Origin of the sequence: Spirosoma profusum, assembly GCF_014699005.1 — a bacterium.
GTDB classification, from domain to species: domain Bacteria; phylum Bacteroidota; class Bacteroidia; order Cytophagales; family Spirosomataceae; genus Spirosoma; species Spirosoma profusum.
Map to the genome: position 1 here is coordinate 23,121 of NZ_JACWZY010000043.1, position 24,065 is coordinate 47,185.

Consider the following 24,065-nt stretch of genomic DNA (forward strand, 5'->3'; position numbering starts at 1 on the left):
GACTGAGAAAGTTGTGCTGTTATCCTATGCGTATGCTTAAATCCGTTACCGTATAAATTCGCAGAGCCCCTTTCCAGAGGCTGGCGTCGGCCGTTAGCGTCACCGACGAATCGGTTCGATCAATTGTTTTGATATGAAGCTCCAGGCTTATTTCGGGATCGGTCGCTAAAATCTGACCACGGTATTTCCAGACCGTTTTATGCGGAGCTGCCTGCTGGAACGTAACGTTTGACAAACCATCAGCTAAGCCCTGTTGCAGCGCAAAAAGCTGCATAGCCTGTACCATTGCTTCGACACCCAGCGAACCGGGCATGACGGGGTCCTGATAAAAATGACAAGTAAAAAACCAGTTCGATGTATCAATGGCTTTCCGGGCGAATACGTAGCCATTTCCAAACTTGCCACCCTCTTTTACTAGAAGCGCCGTATCGAGCAAATTGAGTTGATCACCTGCTAAATGAAGTTGGGGAGAAGCTGGATTAACGGACTGAAACAACTTCATCCGACCAAAAAGGGAATCCAGTTTCACGGTTAAGCTCTTAAGTTGGTCGGCGGGCTGGGTGACGTACCAGGGTGCTACGTGGGTACCCTGATCGAGGCCAACCTGATTGGCAAGATCATCCTTGGTGAAAAAACCGAACGACGCGTTGCCCTGATAAAAGGCCGTCCCATCAACGGACAACGCAAAACTATACCGCTGTAAAACCGTACCATTCAGGGCAGTATGGCTTTGTAAGCAAACCTGATTCGTGATCGTTTTGCCGCGCAGGTCGACCGAACGTAGTAAATCACCATCACCGTCGAGGTTTCGGAAAAACAGATCTTTCTCCGGGAAAAGCAGCGTAGAACCGAGGTAAGACCCTAGAAACCCGCAAGGCTGCAAGGCAATTTCCATCAAAATCGAATAAGGCATGACAGGTGCCGCGTTCTGCTGATAATACCAGGCATCGGCAGGCACGTCATATTCGCTGATCATCACGGGTTTGTTGTTGAAAACGTACCGCTGGCCCGTTGTCGATAGTACTCTTGAAATTAATTGTAGGTCTGTATTAGGCTGCCGCGAAAGTGCCCGGCCTTCAAATACGGTATAATCTTCTCCGAAGCATTTATAAACTGGCCCAAGCGCAAACTGGGTCAGGTGATACTCATTGAACAACACCGGTTTGTCAACAGGTCTGACGAAAACTTCCTTCTGCTGATTCAGAGCGTTTTTTAGATAGGAAGGCTGATCTTTTTCCTGAAGGCGCAGGCCCAGATTTTCAAAGAAGACCGCAATTTGTCCTTCGTAGAGAATGGTTAAATCGGCGATGACGTACGGTTCCGGCACCAGACCAATTTCCCGGACATCGAGCTGGTAAATGAGCTTTCCAACCCGGGCCGGCACTTCTTTCCGGCAACGAACTTTCTGGGGTTTACCGAGTACGGGTTGAAAACGGGCATCTTTCGTGAGACGTTGCATACCCAGCAACAGCATGTAAAAGCGCAGCAGTTGACTCCCTCCTTCGGCTTGTAGCGAACCCGCCAGCACTTCATCGTCGCGGAAATGGCAGGGGAAATACCAATCGTCGGGATGTAAATCTTTCTCCGCTTCAATAAAACCCAGTCCACAGCTACCACCCTGTTGATCAACATGGGTGATCCGGTCCAGCATCAGAATTTCTTTGGGCGGAAGTCGCAGGGATGGATTACGGCCGTTGGAGAAATAGGCTTTGCCAAAACAACTGACCAGATCCCCTCGTATCAACGCCATCATCTCTTCAGCCGAGAAAGCCGTTTTAGCGCATTCCAGTAAAGGCGTAAAGAATTGACGGGGACGCGTCTCGCGTTGACGGCGTTCCTGTGGAGTAAAGACTACGCCCTGCCCCAGTGCCAGTTCGGCATCACTAAAAAAACCGGCACAACCGCCATCCATTTTCAATACCAGTCGATCTTCAACGTAGCATCGGTAGCTAAAAAAGAACAGCAGGTTCTGCTCATTCCGGACAAAGCGATCGATGGAAATGTCGTAACGTAGCGTCTGCCCTTCAAACGGCAGATCGTCGGTGAAGGTCAGTGTGCAGTCCAGCAAGCGGTATACGTACTGACCTTTGTTTTGGAAATCAATCCCTAAATAACTGATTAGCAATAAATCACATTGACCAGACTCAACCGCTACAGCACCGGGTATCTGCCCATCGGTGGTAAACACTGACCCGTAGGGAATATCGTACTCAGTTGTAATGCGGGATGGCTTGTAGTCATGGACAGTCGCGTCTAATTTAGTCACTCGGCTCACTAGCAAATAGGGAGGCATCGGCAACATGACCCGGCGAGGATAGGTATCGATGATGGCGTAGTCTTCGCCAAATACGTCCTGAATCTTACCCGAAGCAAACATTAGGAGATCGGCCTCATCCCAGATAATCGTCTTGTTGAGCAATCGATTTGAGTCTGAATAATCCTGCATCGACAGCCCATTTTCAGCTAGTTGAAGAGTTGGACTGTCAAGCGTTTCAAATGCAACTTCAGGCTGTTCGATGGCGAAAGAGGAGACTTGCATACTGGTTAGCTGAGGGATTCTTGGAAACGTAATGGTTGGTGTTTCGGCCAGAATTGATTGACTTCGGCCGCTTTTTTGGGAGAAATGACGTCGATTTTCGTCGGTTAATACGAGCGATTCGAAACGCGGTCCGCCCGTTTTTAATCGTTTGATTAGCGTTTTTCGGGGTACCTGCTCGGTTGATTGATGCGTATAAAAAGGAGCCAGATTAACCGAAACACCATGCGCCACTAATTTGGCAACAAAACCAGTCAGATTGTGCAGCACACTCGCGCCCTTACGGTCCATTGGCAAAACGGCGTGATCTTTTTCACGTAGTACCTCCGAAATCCAGCGGGAACACGTAGCATTGACACCCACTTCGATAAATAGTTTGTGGTTATTGTCCGACAGTTTCCGGACAATGCGAGGCCAATCGACCGGACGGCAACATACCTCCATTGAGTTGTTCGCCAGTGTTTCAGAGTCAATTACAAGCGGCTCGGCCGTATTGCTTGAATACATAGTTTTGCTACGTACTGGCTGAATATCGAGCCGATGCATCTCAAGTAGCTCATCGGCTAGTTGGCGACAAAAATCGTGGTGTACTACGTTGTTGATGGTCAACGGAACACTATTCAGTTCTTGTCGGGCAAGTAACCGATCCAGATCGGCACTATCGCCGGAAAGTATAATTTCAGTGTCTGTATTGATGAATGTCAGAAATATCCGGCTTTCAAAAGGGGCTACTTCCTGTCGGAACCAGTCGGACAGCGTTGCATAGCCAGGTCTCCCGTTGGGCAGGTGAATTAACCGGGAACTCCACCGTTCCCGTGCTTCAGCTTCCGGCAGTTGCCAGAGTTCAGCAAGCAGCGTCATTCGGCCCCCTACCTTTTCCCGAAACAACGGAGCTTTCACAAATTTTTCCTCGATAGCAGTTGCCTTCCAGATACTCTGGCAATAGTACATAGTACTGGCTTCGCCCTGGCTGTATCCTAACACCGAATCAGCCTGAACGCCCAGATACTCCTGAAGTAATTCGGTATAAAGACCTGAAAAGGCACCACCTGTCAGTATCATCGCCAACGCATTGGTTAGAAATCGACGCTGGACCTCTTGTTTTCCGTCCGAATCAAGAGCAAACAAGTGGCGGGGGTATAGATTGGGACTTAAGGCATTAGCCATGTCAAATCCCTGTTTCTGAAGCACGTCATACAAACCCGGAAAGGCCTGAAACAGCATGGCTCCTGCTCCTACGTATGGACTGCCCGAACCAGGATAAACCAATGCCAGCTTACCCGTATTACCAAGCTGTTTGGGCGTGTAATAGCTGCCCGCTGGTGTTTGAAGGGTCGCTTGGGGTTTGGCAACGAGGTTGGTGAGGAAGTACTGAGCTTCCCGCTTAAGCTCCTTATTTGACGATGCAACAAGCACCAGTATCTGGGCCGACGATTCGAATTCAGTCTGAAATTTCGTACAGAACTGATCGGAAATCTGCGTAAACGATTTGATCGACAGCAAGCTTTCGAGTTCCGTTACCTGTTCCAGCAGACCAGTTAACGTGGCCGATCGAATTGGAAAAAGGCGTTCTCCACCCCGAAGCAAGTAAGGTGATGGCTGATTTGATCTGGGATGATCGCCTTCCGACAGAAGCATATGGGCGCTCGTGCCGTCAGCGGCTAGTCCGTTAATAGCGGCCCGGAGTGAATCCTGGCCCTTCTCTAAAACCCAGGGTCGAGAAAACGTAGGAACGTAAAAGGGACTTCCCTCAAATGTTGTAGCCGATACAGGACCCTCCCAATTGGGTACTCCCGGCAGAAAACGATAGTACAGCGACAGTGCTGTTTTAATCAGGGAAGCAATTCCCGACGCTGTATAGGTATGTCCGATGTGGGCTTTGCTGCTTCCCAGCGCACAGCTTAACGTAGCGCCTTTACCGCTGTAGACCTGCGCTAAACCCGCCATTTCGGGCTGATCTTCGGCAGCAATACCGCTGGCGGAGACTTCCATAAAACCAATGTCGGATGGCTTTACTTGCTGTCGATTTAATACCTGATTTGCTGCTTCATAAACGGTTTTCTCACGAATAGTTCCGCGCAAGCTCGCTACGTCCGATTGCACAATGGCCAGATCATCCAATCGAGCATAAACCCGGTCGGTTGACGTTTCATCGGCACGTTTTAGCACAATGGCACCCGCTCCTTCACCAATCGCCCAACCGTTTGTACTGTGATTCCAGCCCATTGATATGGGGCCGGTATGAACTGGATGGATAGCATGCCGAGCCAACACACTTTCGAACCCACCGCCCAAATCAACGGCACCCAGTACGACCGCATCCACTTCACGGTTTGTGAGTAGGCGTTGCGCAATTTCAAGGGCTTTATACACACCATTTTCGTTCGACGAAACGGTGAAGGCAGGCCCCGTAAAATCCATCAACGCTGCGATGCGACTGGCGATGATGTTGCCGATAAAACCGGTGTGTTCGCTAATCGAATGACCTTCGTAATCGGAGAAGATCGCGTTTTTCAACTCAAGGTTCAGCGCATTCAATGATGATTCCTCAACGACAAGACCTGCTTCTTGAACGGCTTGCTGAACTTGTAGGCTTATATGCCCTCGGCCCAGTCTATGATGGATTTCCAGCTCTGTTTCCATCGCAATAATGACGGCAACATTGGCACCCTGTCCTTCAAGCTTGTCCAGACCCGCATCACGGATGGCTCGATCGGCCACTTTCAGCATTAGAATTTGTTGTGGAGAGGTTCGCTCTGCTTCGTTCGGCTGAATTTTGAACCGCAGCAAATCAATATCGAACGCACCGATCCAGGCCCCCCGCAATTGCTCCATGTCGGGTATTCCAGCGGTATTTAGCGTTTGATGCAGGGCATCCATTCCCTTCCAGCGTTCGGGAGGTAATTCCCGAAAATGCTGTCGACCCAGCAGCAGCGACAAATAAAAATCGTCCAGATTTTCACAGTCGCCCATATGCAAATCCATTCCGACGATGGCTAATGGCATAGGTGGCTGACTGCTTGATGTTGGTTCGGTGCTGATATCTGATGCGGGGGATGACAGAATCATGTGGGCATTGGTACCCCCGAAACCGAACGCGTTGATGCCCGCCCGCAACGTATTGTCTTTAGCTGGCCAGCTTTGATTTTCGCGCACTATATGCTCAGCGTTAACCTGGCCGTCCGCTGAGAGTAATGGGGCTTCGATACCCGTTGTGGCCGTAAGTGTCCGGTGTTTCATCCCCAGAATTACTTTCAGCATACTGGCCATACCCGATGCGGTCAGTAAATGCCCGATAGACGATTTTACCGAGCCAACATACGGAGCATTCGGCCCAAAGAAATCGCCGATGCTGTTCAATTCAACCTTGTCGCCTAACCGGGTTCCGGTGGCATGACACTCCAGATAATCAATGGCTTCCGGACCAAATGGAGTTTGGCTGTAGGCACGCTCAAACGCCAATCGCTGTCCTTTTGGATTGGGTGTCAGCAGAAATTCACCTTTCCCATCATTCGACAGGCTGACCCCTTCGATAATTGCATGAATCGTATCGCCGTCGCGCTCAGCATCTGAAAGCCGTTTTAGCACAACCATACCAGCCCCTTCGGAGGAGGTCAGGCCGTTGGAGCGCTGGTCTAGTGGGGCCGATACCTCAGAGATGAGCGGATACGCATGGAAATAGGAGAATCCAATGTGAATCTGAAGCGTATGTGCAGCACTGACGGCTCCAGCCAGCATCATATCGGCATTGCCAGCACGTAACTCGTCACAAGCCAGCTTCACCGCATACAGGCTGGACGCACAGGCAGCATCCAGCGAATAATGAGGCCCATTTAGACCAACAGCCTGAGCGACCAGCGCTGAGGGCGTGCTGACTACTACTGTATCCCGAAAATTAGCTGAATTTTCCGGGTAGAGTGTTGGGGGAGGAATGGGCTCACCAGATAGCTTTTCGATTGTCTGCCGGGCGATATCGGCGTAGAGGTCCGACAGAATCTGCCAGGACTTATGCGTTGGAAACGACAGTGTACCCATAATTACCCCGCACCGCTTTAGCGCATCATGACCCCAGTAGCCACTGTCTTTCAGCGCTTCCTGGGCGACATACAGACACCATTGCCCTAGCCGATCCTGGTTAAGCAGTGTCTGGGCATCGAGTTTATAGCCGTGTGGATTGAAGCTAAAATCTTCAACAAAACCACCTCGGAGCGAATAACAGGTATCCAGTTTGCCTTTCGCTTCGCTGAAAAACAGGGCAGGATCAATCCCAAAGTCAGCCTCGGTAGCCTGACGGATAGCCGATTTATTGGACACCAGATTGTCCCAAAATTGATCTGGTGTGTTCGCTCCAGGAAATAAAGCACCCAAGCCAACAATTGCTATTTTCTCCCCTGTTCGATCTGTTTTCATCGTATTAGCTAGCCAGCGGCTCGTATGGTGTCCATTGTAGATCCCTGCTTATGGAGACATTAGCTCGGTGCGTTTTCAGGTATACCATTCCCGTGATGGTATCGAAAGCCGTGAGATCGGCTGACATCGTAAATTCAGTTGATTTCACCACGCTAAGCGAGACGTAGAAAGGTCGCCCAAAGGGCAATTTATGGGGCATCTCTACCCAATCGGTACTTAGGGGAAGACAGGCGCACCCGTGGAACCGCCGAACCCAGATCAACAAGCCCTGATACATGACGTCGGTTAGAAAGCCGTTTATAGACGATACGGAAAATTGCCCCTGACGTTCCCAGGATACTCCCGGATGTTCGCAGAGCAGGAGCGCACCGCTTTCGTTTAGCGTAATTACTTGTTTTACGCCCTGAAAATCGGCCCCGTGAAAAAGTGTCCCATCCTGATACAGCACCGATCCATCGCTAATAACCGGATGCAGGTTTCGAATGTCAGGTAAAGACTCAACTGCAGATTTTTCGGGCTGACTCACCAGTAAGATCTGTGCCTGATAGTGCGGTAAGGGCAGTTTACCCGGCTGTCGACTCGTAATGGTCGCCAGCACCTGAATTCGTTCGGCGTTTTTTTCCTGTTCCTGTACTGTAATCTGGAAATCTGTCGGTTGAGTGCCGTCGAAAACGAGGCCTTTAAACAGCTTAACGGCCGTTTCTTTAAACAATTGAAAGCCAGGATAGAGCGTATCGGCGGTTTGCGCCAGCCAGGTATTGGCCATGTTGATCGGCAATACCGGATGGCCCTGAATAACATGATGCGCCAGAAATGGGTTAGCTTCCAGCGTCATCGTACGAAGAATCGTGTACGACCGCAGGGGACCATCGGTCACAGCTTTGGGAACGGGGAGCGTGCCGCCTAGCAGAACCTGCACCTGATCCTTCGCCCACGTACTAAGCTGGTCAACCAGCGCACGAGGTCCTTCATCTGAAGGAACAAATTCGACCTTGTGGGCTAGCAGCATCTTCTTAAGCTCTGGGCTGACCATTCCCGAATCCCAGGCCCCCCAGTTAATCGATACGACCTGTGCCTTCGGAAAATTCTTCTGAAACAGATACGCAAACCGGTTCAGGACCTCATTGGCCATTGCATAATCGGTTTGCCCCACGTTCCCATAAAATCCAGCGACAGACGAAAACAAAACGACATGTTGAAGATCGGCAAGAGAGACCGCTTTCATTACAGTCGCCAGCCCCTGTACTTTGACATCGAACACAGCATCGAAATCGTATTCGGTTTTGTGCTCAATACGTTTGTCGGCCAGACGACCAGCCCCATGAATTAACCCATTAATTGGGCCAGTAACAGGTACTACTTCACTCAGAACGGCTTTTACGGCTTCTGGATTAGTAACATCCACAGCCCGGTAATAAACAGTGGAACCCAGGCTTTTCAAATACGTGAGATTCGTCTGGATTTCTCGTTGAGCCATAATGGCGCTCACCATGCGTTCGATCGTTCGGGGGAGCGGTTTTTCGCCCGACTCTTTCAGGGCTTCCATAGCCTGCCGTTTCAATTCGGCTTGATCGTTAATGCCTTGCGCCCAGTCAGGTTCATACGCCTGTAACTCAGTTCGACCCAGTAGAATAAACGTGCAATGGAACGTAGCCGCCAGTTGATTGACACAGCTTGCTGTAATCCCCCGACCACCGCCCGTTACCAGAAATACGCTGTTTTTCGAGATTCGGGCTTGTAACGAAGGAGCAGAAATAGCAGCCACCGGCTCGGCTACCAGCGTAAATCGTTTTCCAGCCGAATTGTAGGCCGTTTGTGTCAAACACTGATCCGCATCGTACAACTCTTGCCGAATTTTTTCAGCGGCTTCGGCAGCGGCTAGTTCAGGCGATAGATCGACAGCTCGGCAAAATACGGTCGGCCATTCTAAATTCAGGGACTTTGTTAGACCAAATAATCCCCCACCCAAAATGGCGTCATGCCCCGAATTTGCTGTACCGAACGCGCCATCCTGCCGGGTAACAATTAGGAACGCCGGGCGGGTTTGCCAGGCAGTTTCTGTTAGGGACTGCTTTACGTATTTGGCAAGCAGAAACGCCGTCTTTAAACAGTCTTTCTCCTGCGTATTGGCAAAGTTCAATACGTCCACCTGGCTCGTGAGCCGGGGATGTAAATAGATAAGCTGACTAACGGGTTTTGCCAGTTGGCTCAACCCTAGCCGAATAGTTTCTGCCTGTCGATCAGCTAGTACGTACTCAGTTATACCCTCTTGAATTGATGAAGTTGATGTAGGGTTCGTCGTTGAAAATGTCAGGACAACTACGTCATGATTTTTCAGGGATAGTTCGTTGCAGAGCGCAGGAGTCAACTCCGACCCATCGTTGATAATCAGCGTAATGCCTTCCTGTGGCATTAGCAACGTATCGGGTGCTGGCAGATACCGCAGTGTAGCTATAGAGCGTGGTACGTTTGGGTATTTACCCAGTGCGTAGCTCGTCTGGCTTAGTCTGACGGAATCGACCTCTACCACTTTTTTTCGTCAGCGACCTCCAACCCTGCCGTCATTTTAGTGGCCAGATAATCAACGATCTGCTGGAGTGTCCGTAGTTCGGCTAGTTCCTGTTGCTTTACCCCTTGCACAGACGGGTGCGCTTCAGTCATGGTACCGAAGATTTCCACTCGCTTAATGGAGTCGATGCCTAAATCAGCTTCCATATCCATACTCATTTCCAGCATTTCAGCCGGGTAGCCTGTTTTCTCAGCCACCACTGATAGCAGACTTGTTTCAATAATTTTTCGATCTACTTCCGGCAATTTCCTAGTCGGAATTGAGATTCCATTTGTTGACGTTGGAGGTTGAACGGGTGTCGGCTGACTAACCTGACCGTTTGCCGGTACGATCGTTGGAGCTGAATAGCCATTCGTTGGCGCAGCTGTTTTAGCTGGACTAGCCGTTACGTTGCCGTTGATCTTAGTCGCCAGATAATCGACAATCTGCTGAAGTGTTCGCAACTCGGCTAATTCCTGTTGTTTAACGCCTTGCACCGATGGGTGGGCTTCGGTCATGGCACCAAAGATCTCTACTCGTTTGATCGAGTCGATGCCCAAATCGGCTTCCATATCCATGCTCATTTCCAACATTTCAGCTGGGTAACCCGTCTTCTCCGCTACCACCGTTAGCAAACTTGTTTCGATTTGTTTACGGTCCACTTCGCTCGTCACCGGTTCCGTCTTCGGAGTTTCTGGTACGGCTTGATGCACGATGGAAGCGCCGTTGGTGTAACCATTTTTCGAGCCATTTACTCCATTTATTGGCAAAGGGGATGAAGCCTTAACGGGTTGCGACTCCTGCTTAACCTCGGCTGGTTTTGGAGTAGAGTCATTCAATTGGTTTGCCTTGCTGTTCTGGAGTAAATTTGTCAATAAGGCTTCAATTCGGTTTTGCTGGTCTTTTAGGGCGGCAATATCGGACTGGATTTGAGTAAGAAGGGGATTCATAGCTTCGTCGTCGTTTTGGTTATCTGGAATGAGATCAGAAAGAGGAAGGTTATCAATAGGGGGCGTCGCAAGGGCTTGTTCGTATCGCTGCCGGGTTGCCTCGGAGACGAAATTGTAGCCGCTGATTTTTATCGACAGTTTGGGTTTGGGCGCTGGCTCAACGAAGGCTTTTTCGAACCGGTCGAAGCCCTGAAGCGGCTGTCCCAGTACGGTCAACTGTACGATAGCTTCCCGCAACTGCTTATCCGCATCTTTTTTAGGGTTCGCATTAAGCGAAATCGTGGTATGTGGCTTATCAGCTAGAATTTCGTTTACCAGGTTGCACAGAATATTCTTCGGACCGAATTCAACAAACACGCGGCCGCCCTCCTCATAGATCGCGTCGATCTGCTCGTTGAAACGTACTGGTTTTACGATATGACCAGCCAGCATTTCTTTAATCTGCTGAGAGTCTACTGGATATGCTTTCCCTGTTGTGTTTGAAAATACGGGAGCAGAAGGCGCTGATACGTTGATACGCTTAATTGCATCCGCGAATGGTTGCTGTGCCTGACTGATTAATGGCGTATGGAACGCTGCCGATACGGGCAGTAACGTAGCAGAATATCCTTTTGCTTTAGAATCATCCAGCAACTCAATCAATGCTTCTTTCTTGCCGCCAATTACCAGTTGTGAGGGGGAATTTATATTGGAAAGCCAAACATCAGCTCGACCATTCAGTAGTTGCTCAATAGCTGCTCGGCTACCTTTGATAGCGAGCATACTACCTGACTCCCTACGTCCTGAAGATGCTGCACCGAGGGCTTCACCGCGAATTTTGGAGAGACCATAAAAGGCGTTATCATCCAGAACACCCGCTGCCCAAAGTGCTGTTAACTCGCCGTAGCTGTGGCCTGCAAAGTAGTTCGCCTGAAAACCAGCGTCTGTCAGCAGCCGATACATCCCGGCACTGAGCGCTCCAATGGCTGGTTGCGCAAATTCGGTTTGCCGAAGGGTTGCTTCCTGTTGCTGCCGAACGTCATCCGAAAAGACCGGAATGGGGAACACTACGTCCGTCAATGATTTCTGACCTTTTGCTTCAAAGAAGCGGTTTACCTGATTAAACGCTGACCGTACCGTTGGATACGTACAGGCCAAATCGCTCCCCATGTTCACATACTGCGAACCTTGTCCGGCAAACAAAGCCACAACTTTTTGATTGATATCCAGCGCCGATTTTCGATACCAGATTCCGTAATGAGGTTGCGACCATTCGTCCTGTTCGGTGTTACGTTCCAGGAACGAAATCACCTGACCAAGTTTCTGACGTGCTTCTTCGAGGGAAGAAGCCACGAAGCCTACCCGAGGATGCGTCGCAGGTATGCCTACGGCCTTTGACTCATTCGCTAACCGTTTTAGCTGAGTTGCTGCATCCTCTGACTGGAGTAAAGCTAGTTGCTGTCGGCACGTATCAAGCAGCTGTGACGCATTAGCCTGATGCAGTAAAATGATCGCGTGGAGTGTATGTTGGCGGTAACTCCCCTGTGGTTCGTCGTTAAATTCTTCCAGGGTTGTATGCAGGTTTACGCCCCCGAATCCAAACGCACTGACAGCCGCCCGACGGGGTATAAAGCTCGTTTTCCGAAACCAGGGCCGGGTTTGCGTATTTATATATAAGGCAGAATCTTCCAAGCCCAATTGCGGATTCGGCTGAGCAACGTTGATCGTTGCGGGAAGAATTTTATGGTGCAGTGCCAAAGCCGCTTTAATCAAACCCGCTATACCCGCAGCCGATTTGGTATGGCCAATCTGCGATTTGACACTACCAATAGCAATGTGGTTCAGCGCCAGATTCGATTTCCCGAAAACCTGTTTGGTCGAAGTGATTTCGGATAGGTCACCCGCCACCGTACCCGTACCGTGCGCTTCGATCAGGCCGACCGTTGACGCATCATAACCGGCTTCATCGTAGGTACGCTGCATGGCCAGCGCTTGCCCATCTGGCCGGGGGGCGTAAATACTCTTGAACCGACCATCACTCGACGAACCCAGCCCCCGGATGGTGGCATAGATCCGATCACCGTCCCGAATCGCATCATCCAGGCGTTTACAGACTACGATGCCCAGCCCTTCACCCAGCAGCATCCCGTCGGAATCCTGATCGAAGGGCCGAATGTGCCCTTTCTGCGAGAAGGCGGGGGTTTTGCTGAAGTTCATGTACATGAATGGCGAATTGTTTGTATCCACCCCACCCGTCAGCATCATGTCGCACCGACCTTCGATCAGTTCGCTCAACGCCATTTTAACCGCACTCAGCGAAGCTGCACAAGCCGCATCAACCACCGAGTTGATACCACCCAAGTCGAAGCGGTTAGCAATTCGGCCAGCAATCACGTTACCGAGCAAGCCCGGAAAACTGTCCTCTGACCAGGGAACGTACGCCGTTTTGATCTTGTCAATGATCTGCTCAATCTGATCGTCGGGCAGGCCTGTCGATTCCATCGCTTTTCGCCAGACGGGCGATTCTAGCCGGGAACTCAGTGGAATAATGAGGTTTTGTCCACCGCCAACGCCCAGGATGACGCCAGTTCGCTCTCGAAGCTTAGCATCGAATTTTACTGAATCTGGCGCGTAGCCTGCATCAATAAGCGCATCTCTGGCCACGGATAGACTTAATAATTGAGCCGTATCAGTGGCTTCAAGCAGCTTGGGCGGCAGGCCAAATTCAAGCGGATTGAAGTCGATTTCGGGGATAAATCCGCCTACTTTGCAATAGGTTTTATCTGGAGTTGACGGGTTTGGATCGTAGTAATCGCTGATTTTCCATCGGTTTTCTGGTACTTCCCGAATGCTATCAACTCGCTGAATAATATTTTTCCAGTAGCTTTCCAGATTAGCTGCATCAGCAAAAATTGAGGCCATCCCAACTATTGCTACGGGCGTTTGTCGCAATAGAAAATCCGTACGATCCATGATTTACGTGTGTTTTGTGCCTTATTGGAGCAATCAAAACTAACCTAAACGCAGAGAGTATACCTGGGAATGTCGGTGTAGAACGGCCTGTGGGGGGTGAACTACTAAAATTTGTATGTGAGTGGAGTACGAAGACGATTATGATTCAATCACGCGCGTTTTTTCCCACTGTTTAAACCAGTTTTTCTTGGGCCCGTGTACTTGAGAGAAAAACTCGTAGAAAGGGATCATATCGGTTGGGTAATCACCGGTTAGGTAAAGCGGTTCGCTCAAAATGACGAGTTTCCGGGGCCAGTCGAAGCCAACCAGAATAAGCGGAACGTTGGCTTTGACCGCAATGTAATAAAACCCCGTTTTGAGTTTATCGACGTTGCCACGAGTGCCTTCGGGCGCAATGCAAATGTGGATACGTTCGTTCTGGTCGAATGCATGTACCATCGCATCGACCAAATTATGCGCTTTGTCGCGATAAACAGGAATACCACCCGTTACCCGGAACAGCCATCCTGAATACCAGGCAAATAATGAGCTTTTGGCGAAGTACTGAATCCAGATATGGATAGTCGGACGAACTCCAAGTCCAACCAGAAAATCCCAGTTGGTGGTATGGGGCGTTTCCACCCAAATCGCTTTCGGCACCGTTGGGACAGGCCCAACGACTCGCCAACCCCATACTTTGAATAGCCAACGAGTAATGGCACTGAGCATATAGTAGTTAAGTCAATTGAGCGTAAAAAAAGAGGGGTTACCGATGCATAAAATGCCCCCAAAACTCATCCTTGTGGCTTCGACTGAGGGCTATAAGCTGTTGTCCAATTTTAACTTCGGTCTCGTTAAATGATTCCACCTTGTTAATATTAACTGCGTAAGAACGATGAATCCGAACCAGTTCGGGTTGTTTGATACGTTCCAAAACTGCGCTCAGCGTAAGCCGGAGTACATATTTACGGCTACTAGTGAATAGGTTCGTGTAAATATTGTCGGCCTCCAGGTACAGTAAATCGCTCAGGCCAATCTTCACAAACTGATTGTTTTGTTTGATAAACAGAAAATCATTGATCTGAAGAATGGTTTCCCGGCCGAGTGGGTCGCGGCCAGAGGAAGCTGGTTCAGGTTGATTGGCGGGAGTCGCTACGGTACGTACTGAAAAATTATAAATCGCCAGTTCAATGGCTGTTCGAAGGCTATGTAACTGATAGGGTTTCGTGACATAGGCCGCCGGGTACGTTTGTTTCGCACGATCCAGCGTTTGTCGATCCGTTAGGGCAGTCAGGTAAATGACAGGGACAGGTCGCTCCGCAATTAGCTGATGCGTGGTCTCGATTCCATCCCAATCACCCTTTATATTAATATCACACAGCAGGAGATCAACTGATTGACGTTTGAATATATCAAGGGCTTTGCGTCCATTATTGGCCGTACCTACTACGTCGTAACCTTCTTCCTCCAGGCAATCACTTAGCTCCATGGCTAGGATCGGCTCGTCTTCAACAATCAAGATTTTAACGCGTTCATCAGTATTCATAACAATCTAATTAACTGGTATTTGTCTGGTAGAAAAAGCAATTAATACGAACGAACAGTGGGCATCTGTAGCCGGAATAAGGTTCCGTTTTGCTTGAGCAGTTCAAATTCCCCTTCCAATTGCTCACTCAACGAGGCAATCAATCGCTTGCCAAACGAAGCCTTCGCCCCTTTTTTCTGCCAATCACTCTGGTTAATACCAGGACCGTTGTCCTGCACTTCCAGAATGATACTCGATTGGGAGGCAATAGCTTCAGGCCGTAAATCAATACGCAACATCGGACGTTTGTCGTCCAGATTACCGTAGGCGTATTTAAACGCGTTTGTCACCAACTCATTGACAATCAAGCCTAGTGGCATGGCCATGTCCACATCCAAATCTTGTTGCTCGATGTTGAGTTGCAAGTCAAACTCAGCGGGTTGATAGTCGTAAGCCTGCATCAGGCTCTGGGCCAGATCCGTCAGGTATTCCCGCATGTTGACTGTCGTTACGATATCGGTTTGATAGAGTCGCTGATGAATCAGGGCCATAGCTTCAACTCGCTGCTGGCCCACCCGCACGGCCTGAATGGCTTTTTCGTCCTCGAGTCGGTTGGACTGGAGTTTGAGCAGGCTGGAGACGATGGCCAGATTGTTCTTGACCCGGTGATGGAGTTCTTTCATCATTAGGGCCAGCTGGTCTGCCTGTTGCTGAATTTTAGTACGACTAAGTTGGATACGTCGGTAAAACCAGGCTAGTGTAGCCAGCAGGATGGTCATCAGGATGAGGCTGCTTCCCCCAATCCAGATTTGCTGTTTTTGGAGGGCATTGGTGGTAGCTAGCTGCTTGATATTTTCTTCTTTTTGCCGGGTTTGGTAGCGTGTTTCCAGTTCGGTTACCTGCTGGTTTTTAGTCGCATTAAACACACTGTCGTGGCTGGCCATCTGGCGTTTGTAAAAGAGAAGTGCTTGTCGGTAATCCCCTCGTTTCTCCCAAATCTGGCTTAGATGGCCGTAAATTTCTTCTAACGTAGTATGTTTAGCGGTGCCCGTACTATCAACCCAGACCAGTGCCCGCTGGCAATCTTTCTCGGCTTCGGCCAATTTGTTTTGGGGAATTAACACAGCAGGAAGACTTGAATAGACGTACCCGCGCACAAAATCGTCGTTGTATTTATCGGCATAAGCCAGTACGTTCCGAAACGTTTGTTCCGCCCGGACGTACTGCTTCTGTTTTTTATAGAGCTGAGCCAGGTTAAACAGCACACCGTAATAAGTAACCGTGTCTTTTTTGCTTTTATAGTAAGTTAGAATTTTCTGGGTATAGGCCATTGCCTGTCCGTAGTGCTGACTTTGCCCTTCAAGATTCGCCATGTTGCCATACAACTCATAAAGCTCCTTATCGTAGCCACCTTGTTGAGCCAGCTCGATGCCATGGAGTAGGTACCGCCGGGCTTCTGGTAATTTGTGAAGTCTGTCATAAGCGAACCCAATAAATGCGGCCGTTCGGGCCTGCTTTCGTCGGTTGCCGCTCTTTTCAAAGGTGTCTAATGCTTTGAGATACCAATCAATAGCTCCGCTTGGATCGCCAGTTGTTTGGTGCCAGTAACCTATAGCCCGGTAGCCCAATCCAATATCATCCAATCTATCGACCTCTTTGGCCATGGCTAATGCCTGCTCATACGCTTTTCGAGCCTCCATCGTCTGACCCGCGTTTATCAGCGAATCGCCGATTTCGCGCAGGGTCCATAGTTTGACGGAGTCCGGCGCGTTGGCCTTAGAAGCAGGCAGCATTCCTGACTGAGCATATAACCAGTTTGGAACGAGAATAAGCAGAATGGCCGATAGTTTATAGAATGGTTTCATGAGCCCAAAAGAGGTATAGAGACTAAAAATACCTCTCAAATTAATGGAGACCAACCTGCACTAGTGTGCCAAAAAGCGCCAATAGTGTGCCAAAATATGTGCTATTCATCATTATTTCAGGTAATCTGTCGGATTTTTACCAAAACGTTGCTGGTAGACCTGACTAAAGTAAGTAACCTTCCGGTATCCGACTCGATAGGCTACCTGCTTAACGGACGATACTTGCCGGGTTTCGAGCAACCGTCGGGCTTCCTGAAAGCGAGCCTCAGCCACGTATTGCGCCGGGGTCAAACCTGTTAGCCGCTTAATCGTTCGGTATAAGGTGCGCCTGGTCATGGCTAGCACGTCAGCCAGTTCGTCTGCATTCAGATCAAATTGCCCCAGCCGACCGGCCATTAATCCTTCGAGCTTTTCCAGCCAGAGTTGCTCATCCGCAGAAATCATAGATGAATCTTCTCCCGGTTCAAGTGGTTGATCTTCGGTTGATACTTGTCGATTGCGTCGGTTCCGTAGCAGGTTTTTTACACGTGCCGTAAGTTCGGACTCGTTAAAAGGTTTTAGTAAGTAGTCATCAACTCCCAGCCGCAATGCCCGAAGTTTATCGGTGGCCTCAGTTCGGGCAGTTAGCATAATTACGGGAATCATTCGGTAAGTCGAGTGTGCTTTCAGGGTTTCCAGTAATTCAAATCCATCCATAATCGGCATCATTATGTCGGCAATGATGAGAGAGGGAAGTTGAGACAAGTTGACCAGTCGATGAAGAGCTGCCTGTCCATTGGCAGCCGTCAATACGCGTAATCCCGGTGTCAATAAAGTGGTCAGATAGGTTTGAAGTTCTGTATTATCTTCTACGATTAACACGGTGTCTACCTCGGCCACCTGAGCAGCTTGCTTGTATGGAAATTCGATTTCTTCGTTTTCTGTACTATCTACCCTAACACTTTCCGACATAGATACTCGATTCAACTCCGGCTCGTTTTCGTCAGTCAGTTCGCCAGAGTCTATTATGAGGGGCAAGTCGACGCAAAATGAACTACCTCGTCCTGGTTCGCTTTCCACACTAATGGTACCCTGCATGAGCCGGACTAATTCCTGACAAAGTGCAAGCCCGATTCCTGTACCACCTTCCAGTGGGGTACCAGGTTGCTGAGTTTGAAAGTATCGGTCGAAGACATGCGGCAAATCCTTGGGATCAATCCCTCGGCCGGTGTCGGTCACCCATATACGTAGCCTATCCTTATGACAGATAGCTTCTAAGGTGACCCGTCCTCCCATGGGGGTAAATTTGCAGGCGTTGGTTAACAGGTTTTGAATTACTCGCTTAAGCTTAGTAGCGTCAATAAGCACAAAAAGGCCGTTGTGCTTGGGTAGTTGCATCGTTAATATAATACCTTGTTGCTGGGCTTGTCCAACGAAGGGGTCCAGGCACTCCCTTAGCAACCAATTAAGTTCAACAGTCTGGGGACGCAGATCCAGTTTGCCCGCTTCGAGCCGGGTCAGGTCCAACAATTCGTTAACCAATTCCAGTAGTTGTTGCGCGCTCCGATCCGCCATTCGAATGAACTGTTCGTCCTGCGGCTCGACCCGGTTACGGCTCAATACGCTGTTTAGAGGCCCCAACATCAGCGTGAGGGGTGTTCGCAGTTCATGCGATACGTTCGTAAAAAAGCGGGTTTTTGCCTCATCTAACTGGCGCAGTTCGGCTGCCTGCCGTTCACGTAGCGCCAGTTCCTGCCGTTCACGGCTACGCGTGCGCTGCATCCGAAACACCCCCCAACCGATTGACCCCACTAGCAACGTATATAATCCATATGCCCAACTGCTTGCCCAGAAAGGGGGTAAAATCGTGATAGCCAGTTGACGGACTTGCTGACTCGGAAGTCCCAACGTATTAGCCGCTACGATCCGCAGGTTGTAATGGCCCGGCGGGAGTTGGGTATAACTAGCGCTGGCCTGTGTGGTTGTAGTCCATTGATTATCATAGCCTTCAAGTGTATAGCGGTACGTTACCCGGTCGGGCTGGTGGTAATTTAGGGCGGTAAAGCCAACCGTTAGGTAATTTTGATCATGAGCGAGTCGCAGACTAGTCAACGTATTGAATAATTGCGGCAGGAACGTAACGCGGCCGGTCGAGTCAGCCAGTTGGTTGTTAATACTTAGGCTTGTTATTGCTACGTCGGGCCGGGTAGTATCTCCTCTAAGCTGAGTCGGATCGAATAATACCCAGCCTTCCACCCCACCAAAGGCTAATCGACCATCGGGCAGCATCAAATGATGAAACCGATTGAATTCCTCGCCGGGCAACCCATCCGACAGCCCAAAGTTGAGTGTTGTGTGCGTAACCGGATGAAACCGGCACAAGCCCCGATTAGTGCTCAACCACAAATACCCTTGCCGGTCCGGTAGAATGGAATAAACCGTATTGTTGGGCAGCCCTTCGGCCGTAGTAAATCGCCGGTATCGACCGGTTCGTTTGTTAAAACCGATCAGTCCCCGAAAACTGCCGATCCACAGCCAATCTGGGTGAGAAACGTCCTGATGCAGATTTAGCAGGGATTCATCGGTATTGTTACCTGGTTGGCGATCAAAATGAATAGCCCGGCACCGATGGGTTCTGGCATCGTACCGAAGCAGTCCATCACCCATCGTTGTCGCCCAGAATGCGTCCGTATCAGTCACCAGATCAAGTGCTTCTATGTCTAATTTCCCAAAAGGTGTTTGCCATCGGCGACCGGACGAATCATAGCGGTACAGTGTTCCTGTTGACGATAGCGCCCAAACCTGTTTATCGGCAGTAATAGCGATTCCCCGAAGCAAATAATCTGGAGTGACTACATTTGATTGGGTAGTAGCCAGATTAGGGAGCTGCGTAAATGTGCGCGTCTGAAACGAATAGTACCCTAGCTCGTGGCCGATACCCATCCATAATTGGCCTTGCTGGTCATATTTCGTCCGGAAATAATAAGAAGACGCTGTTTTTGGATTATCGAAAGGCCATTTAAAAAAAGTGGACAGGTTAATTCCTAAGGATGTTTGCAGCGCATCAGTACAAAATTCCTTCTGGTAGCGGTAGGCCTTTAGTCGGGCAGCCGCCACATCGATTCGAAACAGCCCTTTGGTATTGGCGCCCATCCAGAGTACGCCCGATCGGTCCAGCCACAGACTGGTTTCCTGGAGCCCGCCATGACGATTGCCATACAAGGAGCGATAGTGCCAAAGTTCGGTTATTCCTGTTCCATCTTTGTACTGATAAAGTGTTCCTCCGGCTAATAGGTATACTGTACCATCGGTAGACTGGCTCAACAGGGGCTGATCGATAGAGAGTTTGTGGGTAGCAAAGGCAACCGACCGGGTGGTCATACGCCGGGGATTAATAAACAGCAGGTGGGTTTGATTATTGATCATAATCTCGCCATTAGGGCGTACGAACGCTCGCACTCGTTCGTCGTTTATGGCCATTGCCCGCAATCCTGGTAAAAGAGCCTTGAAGCGTGCGGATTTAACCAATTGACCGGACGCAGGAATCTGGCTAATTCCAATTGGAGATATTGCCCAGATATTTCCCTGTCGATCTTCAGCAAGCGTGTTAATGGTATCGCTAACCAGACCGTTCGCGACCCGACGGTACCGAGTGAATCGCTTCTGCCGAACATCATAGTGAAACACACCCTCATGGAGAATTAGTCCCCACATATTCCCTTGACGGTCCACATGCAACTGCCGGTCGCCAGGTAATGCCCGAAGGCTGTCTTCTAACTGTGTAAAGTGCTGACAATGACCCGTTTGAGCATCCATTCGGTCGATCTGCCCGGTGTTGTAGCGTAGCCAGATTTGATTTGGACCACCCCGTTCCAGCCAGCCAACCATGTTGCTACGAGGAGACGCCGGATTGTTGGGCTGATGATAAAAAGGCAACATCTGTCGACCATCGTAGCGCGCCACTCCACCCAGTGTACCCACCCAGATAAAGCCAGCATCGTCCTGCACCACACCGGAAACAAACGCCTGGGGTAATCCCTGTTCTACGCCAATAATTTGAAGTGGGGGCCAACCTATAGCTTGATGTTCCGACTGACCATAGGTAGTAGTAAACAGAAGCCAGCCAATCCCGTGCAACAACCATTGGTAAATTCGAAGAAGCGTATTAAAACGTGACTTTCGCATGGGCGGCTAACATACCGTAATAATACTTCTTTACCCCTGGATTGTAAAGAAGTATTATTACGATAAGCCTATTAGCATGCCACGTTTACTTTGTTGAATTTCAATAACACCTAACGGCTTGCCTTTTCGTTGCACTTGGGCGTGTATGTGAGGTATCTGTAGACGAAACAAGGTTCCGTTCTGTTTAAGTAATTCAAATTCGCCTTCCAACTGCTCACTCAACGAAGCAATCAATCGCTTGCCAAACGAAGCTTTCGCCCCCTTTTTCTGCCAATCACTCTGGTTAATACCAGGACCATTATCCTGCACTTCCAGAATGATACTCGACTGGGAGGCAATAGCTTCAGGCCGCAAGTCAATGCGCAACATCGGACGTTTGTCGTCCAGATTACCGTAGGCGTATTTAAACGCGTTGGTTACCAACTCATTGACGATCAAGCCTAGTGGCATAGCCATGTCCACGTCCAGGTCTTGTTGCTCAATGTTGAGTTGTAAGTCAAACTCAGCGGGTTGATAGTCGTAAGCTTGCATCAGACTCTGGGCCAGATCCGTCAGGTATTCCCGCATGTTGACTGTCGTTACGATATCGGTTTGATAGAGTCGCTGATGAATCAGGGCCATAGCTTCAACTCGCTGTTGGCCCACCCGAACCGCCTGAATGGCTTTTTCGTCCTTGAGTCGGTTGGACTGGAGTTTGAGCAGGCTGGAAACAATGGCCAGATTGTTCTTGACCCGGTGATGGAGTTCTTTCATCATCAGAGCCAATTGGTCAGCCTGTTGCTGAATTTTGGTACGGCTAAGTTGGATACGTCGGTAAAACCAGGCTAGTGTAGCCAGCAGGATGGTCATCAGGATGAGGCTGCTTCCCCCGATCCAGATTTGCTGTTTTTGGAGGGCATTGGTGGTGGCCAGTTGCTTAATATTTTCTTCTTTCTGGCGGGTTTGGTAGCGCGTTTCCAGTTCAGCTAGTTGTCGATTTTTGGCTTCGATAAATACGCTGTCCCGATTCGCTATCTGAAGCCGATAAAAGTGCAGCGCCTGCTTAAAATCTCCCCGTTTCTCGGCAAGTTGACTCAGTTGACCATTAAGTTCGACTAAGAGATTATATTTATTAGCGTTTAGTTGAGAAACAGGCAAGCCATTTGGTTGGCCAATGGATGGACTGAGATGGCTTAATGTCCAGCAGAAAAGGAAGACGATAGCTAAATAAGTCGACTTCATAAAATTGAATTACGGGAGGGGCTAGTACGCACTCTTATTCGGTTTTATAAATGGATCATTATGAAACAGTCCCTGCTAAGCTAAAGTGATACGATCCTCAATAGATTACATTTTTCAACCCGATCTAAATATCCTATCTGCCCGTTAGCTGAGATATTTCTACTCGAATGAGCACCCAGATGTGTGGCAACCATTGGTTTTGAATTCAAAGCAGTGTTTATAGATTGTTCGGACGAACAGGCATTTGTATAAGTCAGAATAATGGCTATTAGTAAGTTTGAACGATGGCAGTATGGCTTTTTCATGTGAGTCATCTAGTTTAATTGACTGACTCAAAGGTAGATTAGCCCTAGAAGCTGTGTTGAAAAATGTAGTGAATGGCCGTAGTTTGTATGTAAGTGGCTGAATCCGCCAAAGCGATAAAGTACTATTAAACAATAAATAAGTTCCAAATTTTCAGTTAGGTGTGAAGCCCACAATCAGCCGCCAATTAAGACGGCTGACTAATTTCCTTCATTCACATACAATTAGCAGTCATTCACTACATTTTCCAGCGCAGCTTCTAGTGCTAATCTACCTTTGGATCAGTCAATTAATCAAACCAACTCACATGGATGAGTTATATCACTACTGCAATAGTTTACTGGCCTTTAGTCTACTATCATTTATAAACACCTATCAATCAGAACGCGCGGCAAATCCCGAGTTGATATCACAACCGGAAGAAAATAGCCACCCTTCCAGAGCCTATTTATTGATATTGCCAAGCGGTTGGCTTAGGAAAAAAGCCCATAAATACGGGGACAAAGACGTCAAAATTGCTCCTTTATCCAGTCTATTTACAAATTCAGGCACGAGAACGATGTACCAATTGCGGATGCTGAGAGTTCTCGGGGTTCTAAGTGTGTTACTTCCTCTTGTGCTAATCGCAGGTTCGGCCGCTTTTGACAACTGCACAATCGTGTTGGCATCCGTTAGTCATTACTATTATACAACTATGGGCAACGTTTTTGTTGGTCTGTTATACACTACTGGAATATCTCTATTTCTCTATAAAGGGGATAGTCTTAACGAGATCATCGCCACACGTTTTGCTGCCATCTGCATAATTATGGTTGCCCTATTACCCACTTCAAAGGATATTTACGGGTGTAGCACACAAGTTTATCATCCTAATGCCCTGGGTGAAGAATTCCATAAAGCGTTTGCCGCGTTTTTTTTGCTGACGATGTCTGTACTGTTCTGTGTATTTACGCAGAACAGTGACACGAGCCAACAGGCACGTAATCGAAATCGCCTATATCGCGTTTGCGCTGCTACCATTTCTATAATAGTATTTACCATCGTAGCTATATCGAAACCGGGTTGGTTAGACCAGCAATCAGAACAGCTAGTACTTTCCTGGACAACTGAATACAAACCGGTTTTTTGGTTAGAGTGGATTGCGCTGGCCGCCGTTAGTATATCGTGGCTCACGAAAGGGCAATGGTTTCTGGTCGATCCGCTGCCCCAATTACAGAATAGTTTTATGGATAACAGCTATCAATCAGAGCAATCTGAGTACGCCAAATCCATTAACTAAGTGATTTACTTACGAAAAAAGCGACCCGGTTTTATACAAAAAACTGGACAATGAAGTCATATCTAAAACAACTGCCTGACTAAACAGCTACCATACATGGCAAAGTAAAAGTGAATAAAAGGACCGGGCCATCGTCATGCTAAATTGAGAAGAGATAAATCCTTAAATATTTCACTTGAACTTCGATTTCTAGCTTGAATAATTTAGCTAAATTTCAATATCTATCCAGCGTATATCGTCAACCGAAAGTGGACAGATGCGGGTGAAACGAGAAGAGATACTTTTAAGCACTTTGTAGTTTCTGAAAAATATGACTTTTCCGCCATTGGGCCA

Annotated in this window: 9 protein-coding genes; 1 reads left to right on the top strand and 8 read right to left on the bottom strand. The window is 48.9% G+C overall.

Annotated elements, in window-relative coordinates:
• Positions 1–19 precede the first annotated feature (19 nt).
• The 8 genes from IC229_RS30830 to IC229_RS30865 form a co-directional block, all read right to left on the bottom strand.
• Positions 20–6,946, bottom strand: coding sequence for a beta-ketoacyl synthase N-terminal-like domain-containing protein (locus tag IC229_RS30830; RefSeq protein WP_190892150.1), 6,927 nt, complete (start codon positions 6,944–6,946; stop codon positions 20–22).
• A gap of 4 nt (positions 6,947–6,950) precedes the next feature.
• Positions 6,951–9,476: an SDR family NAD(P)-dependent oxidoreductase gene (locus IC229_RS30835; RefSeq protein ID WP_190892152.1), complete on the bottom strand. Its 2,526-nt coding sequence runs from the start codon at positions 9,474–9,476 to the stop codon at positions 6,951–6,953.
• The gene (locus tag IC229_RS30840; protein WP_190892153.1) at positions 9,470–13,396 is read right to left on the bottom strand and encodes a type I polyketide synthase; all 3,927 of its coding nucleotides are present in this window, start codon (positions 13,394–13,396) and stop codon (positions 9,470–9,472) included. The genes IC229_RS30835 and IC229_RS30840 overlap by 7 nt, the downstream gene beginning before the upstream one ends.
• Positions 13,397–13,534: 138 nt before the next feature.
• The gene (locus IC229_RS30845) at positions 13,535–14,104 is read right to left on the bottom strand and encodes a 1-acyl-sn-glycerol-3-phosphate acyltransferase (RefSeq protein WP_190892155.1); all 570 of its coding nucleotides are present in this window, start codon (positions 14,102–14,104) and stop codon (positions 13,535–13,537) included.
• A 37-nt stretch (positions 14,105–14,141) separates the two neighbouring features.
• Positions 14,142–14,921 carry a response regulator gene (locus IC229_RS30850; protein WP_190892156.1) on the bottom strand — a complete coding sequence of 260 codons (780 nt, stop codon included), beginning with the start codon at positions 14,919–14,921 and terminating at the stop codon, positions 14,142–14,144.
• A 41-nt stretch (positions 14,922–14,962) separates the two neighbouring features.
• Positions 14,963–16,765, bottom strand: coding sequence for a tetratricopeptide repeat-containing sensor histidine kinase (locus tag IC229_RS30855; RefSeq protein WP_190892158.1), 1,803 nt, complete (start codon positions 16,763–16,765; stop codon positions 14,963–14,965).
• A 111-nt stretch (positions 16,766–16,876) separates the two neighbouring features.
• Positions 16,877–20,929, bottom strand: coding sequence for an ATP-binding protein (locus tag IC229_RS30860; protein WP_190892160.1), 4,053 nt, complete (start codon positions 20,927–20,929; stop codon positions 16,877–16,879).
• A 57-nt stretch (positions 20,930–20,986) separates the two neighbouring features.
• Positions 20,987–22,150, bottom strand: coding sequence for a sensor histidine kinase (locus IC229_RS30865; RefSeq protein ID WP_190892162.1), 1,164 nt, complete (start codon positions 22,148–22,150; stop codon positions 20,987–20,989).
• A gap of 997 nt (positions 22,151–23,147) precedes the next feature.
• On the opposite strand from IC229_RS30865, the gene IC229_RS30870 reads away from it, so the two are divergent.
• Positions 23,148–23,732 (top strand): hypothetical protein, encoded by a 585-nt coding sequence (locus IC229_RS30870; protein WP_190892163.1) that lies wholly within the window; start codon positions 23,148–23,150, stop codon positions 23,730–23,732.
• Positions 23,733–24,065: the final 333 nt, after the last annotated feature.

Excerpts from the sequence above, each read along its gene's own strand:
- IC229_RS30870 (WP_190892163.1), top strand. The coding sequence starts at position 23,148 with ATGGGCAACGTTTTTGTTGGTCTGTTATACACTACTGGAATATCTCTA.
- IC229_RS30840 (WP_190892153.1), bottom strand. The coding sequence starts at position 13,396 with ATGGATCGTACGGATTTTCTATTGCGACAAACGCCCGTAGCAATAGTT.
- IC229_RS30855 (WP_190892158.1), bottom strand. The coding sequence starts at position 16,765 with ATGAAACCATTCTATAAACTATCGGCCATTCTGCTTATTCTCGTTCCA.
- IC229_RS30830 (WP_190892150.1), bottom strand. The coding sequence starts at position 6,946 with ATGAAAACAGATCGAACAGGGGAGAAAATAGCAATTGTTGGCTTGGGT.
- IC229_RS30860 (WP_190892160.1), bottom strand. The coding sequence starts at position 20,929 with ATGCGAAAGTCACGTTTTAATACGCTTCTTCGAATTTACCAATGGTTG.
- IC229_RS30865 (WP_190892162.1), bottom strand. The coding sequence starts at position 22,150 with ATGAAGTCGACTTATTTAGCTATCGTCTTCCTTTTCTGCTGGACATTA.
- IC229_RS30845 (WP_190892155.1), bottom strand. The coding sequence starts at position 14,104 with ATGCTCAGTGCCATTACTCGTTGGCTATTCAAAGTATGGGGTTGGCGA.
- IC229_RS30850 (WP_190892156.1), bottom strand. The coding sequence starts at position 14,921 with ATGAATACTGATGAACGCGTTAAAATCTTGATTGTTGAAGACGAGCCG.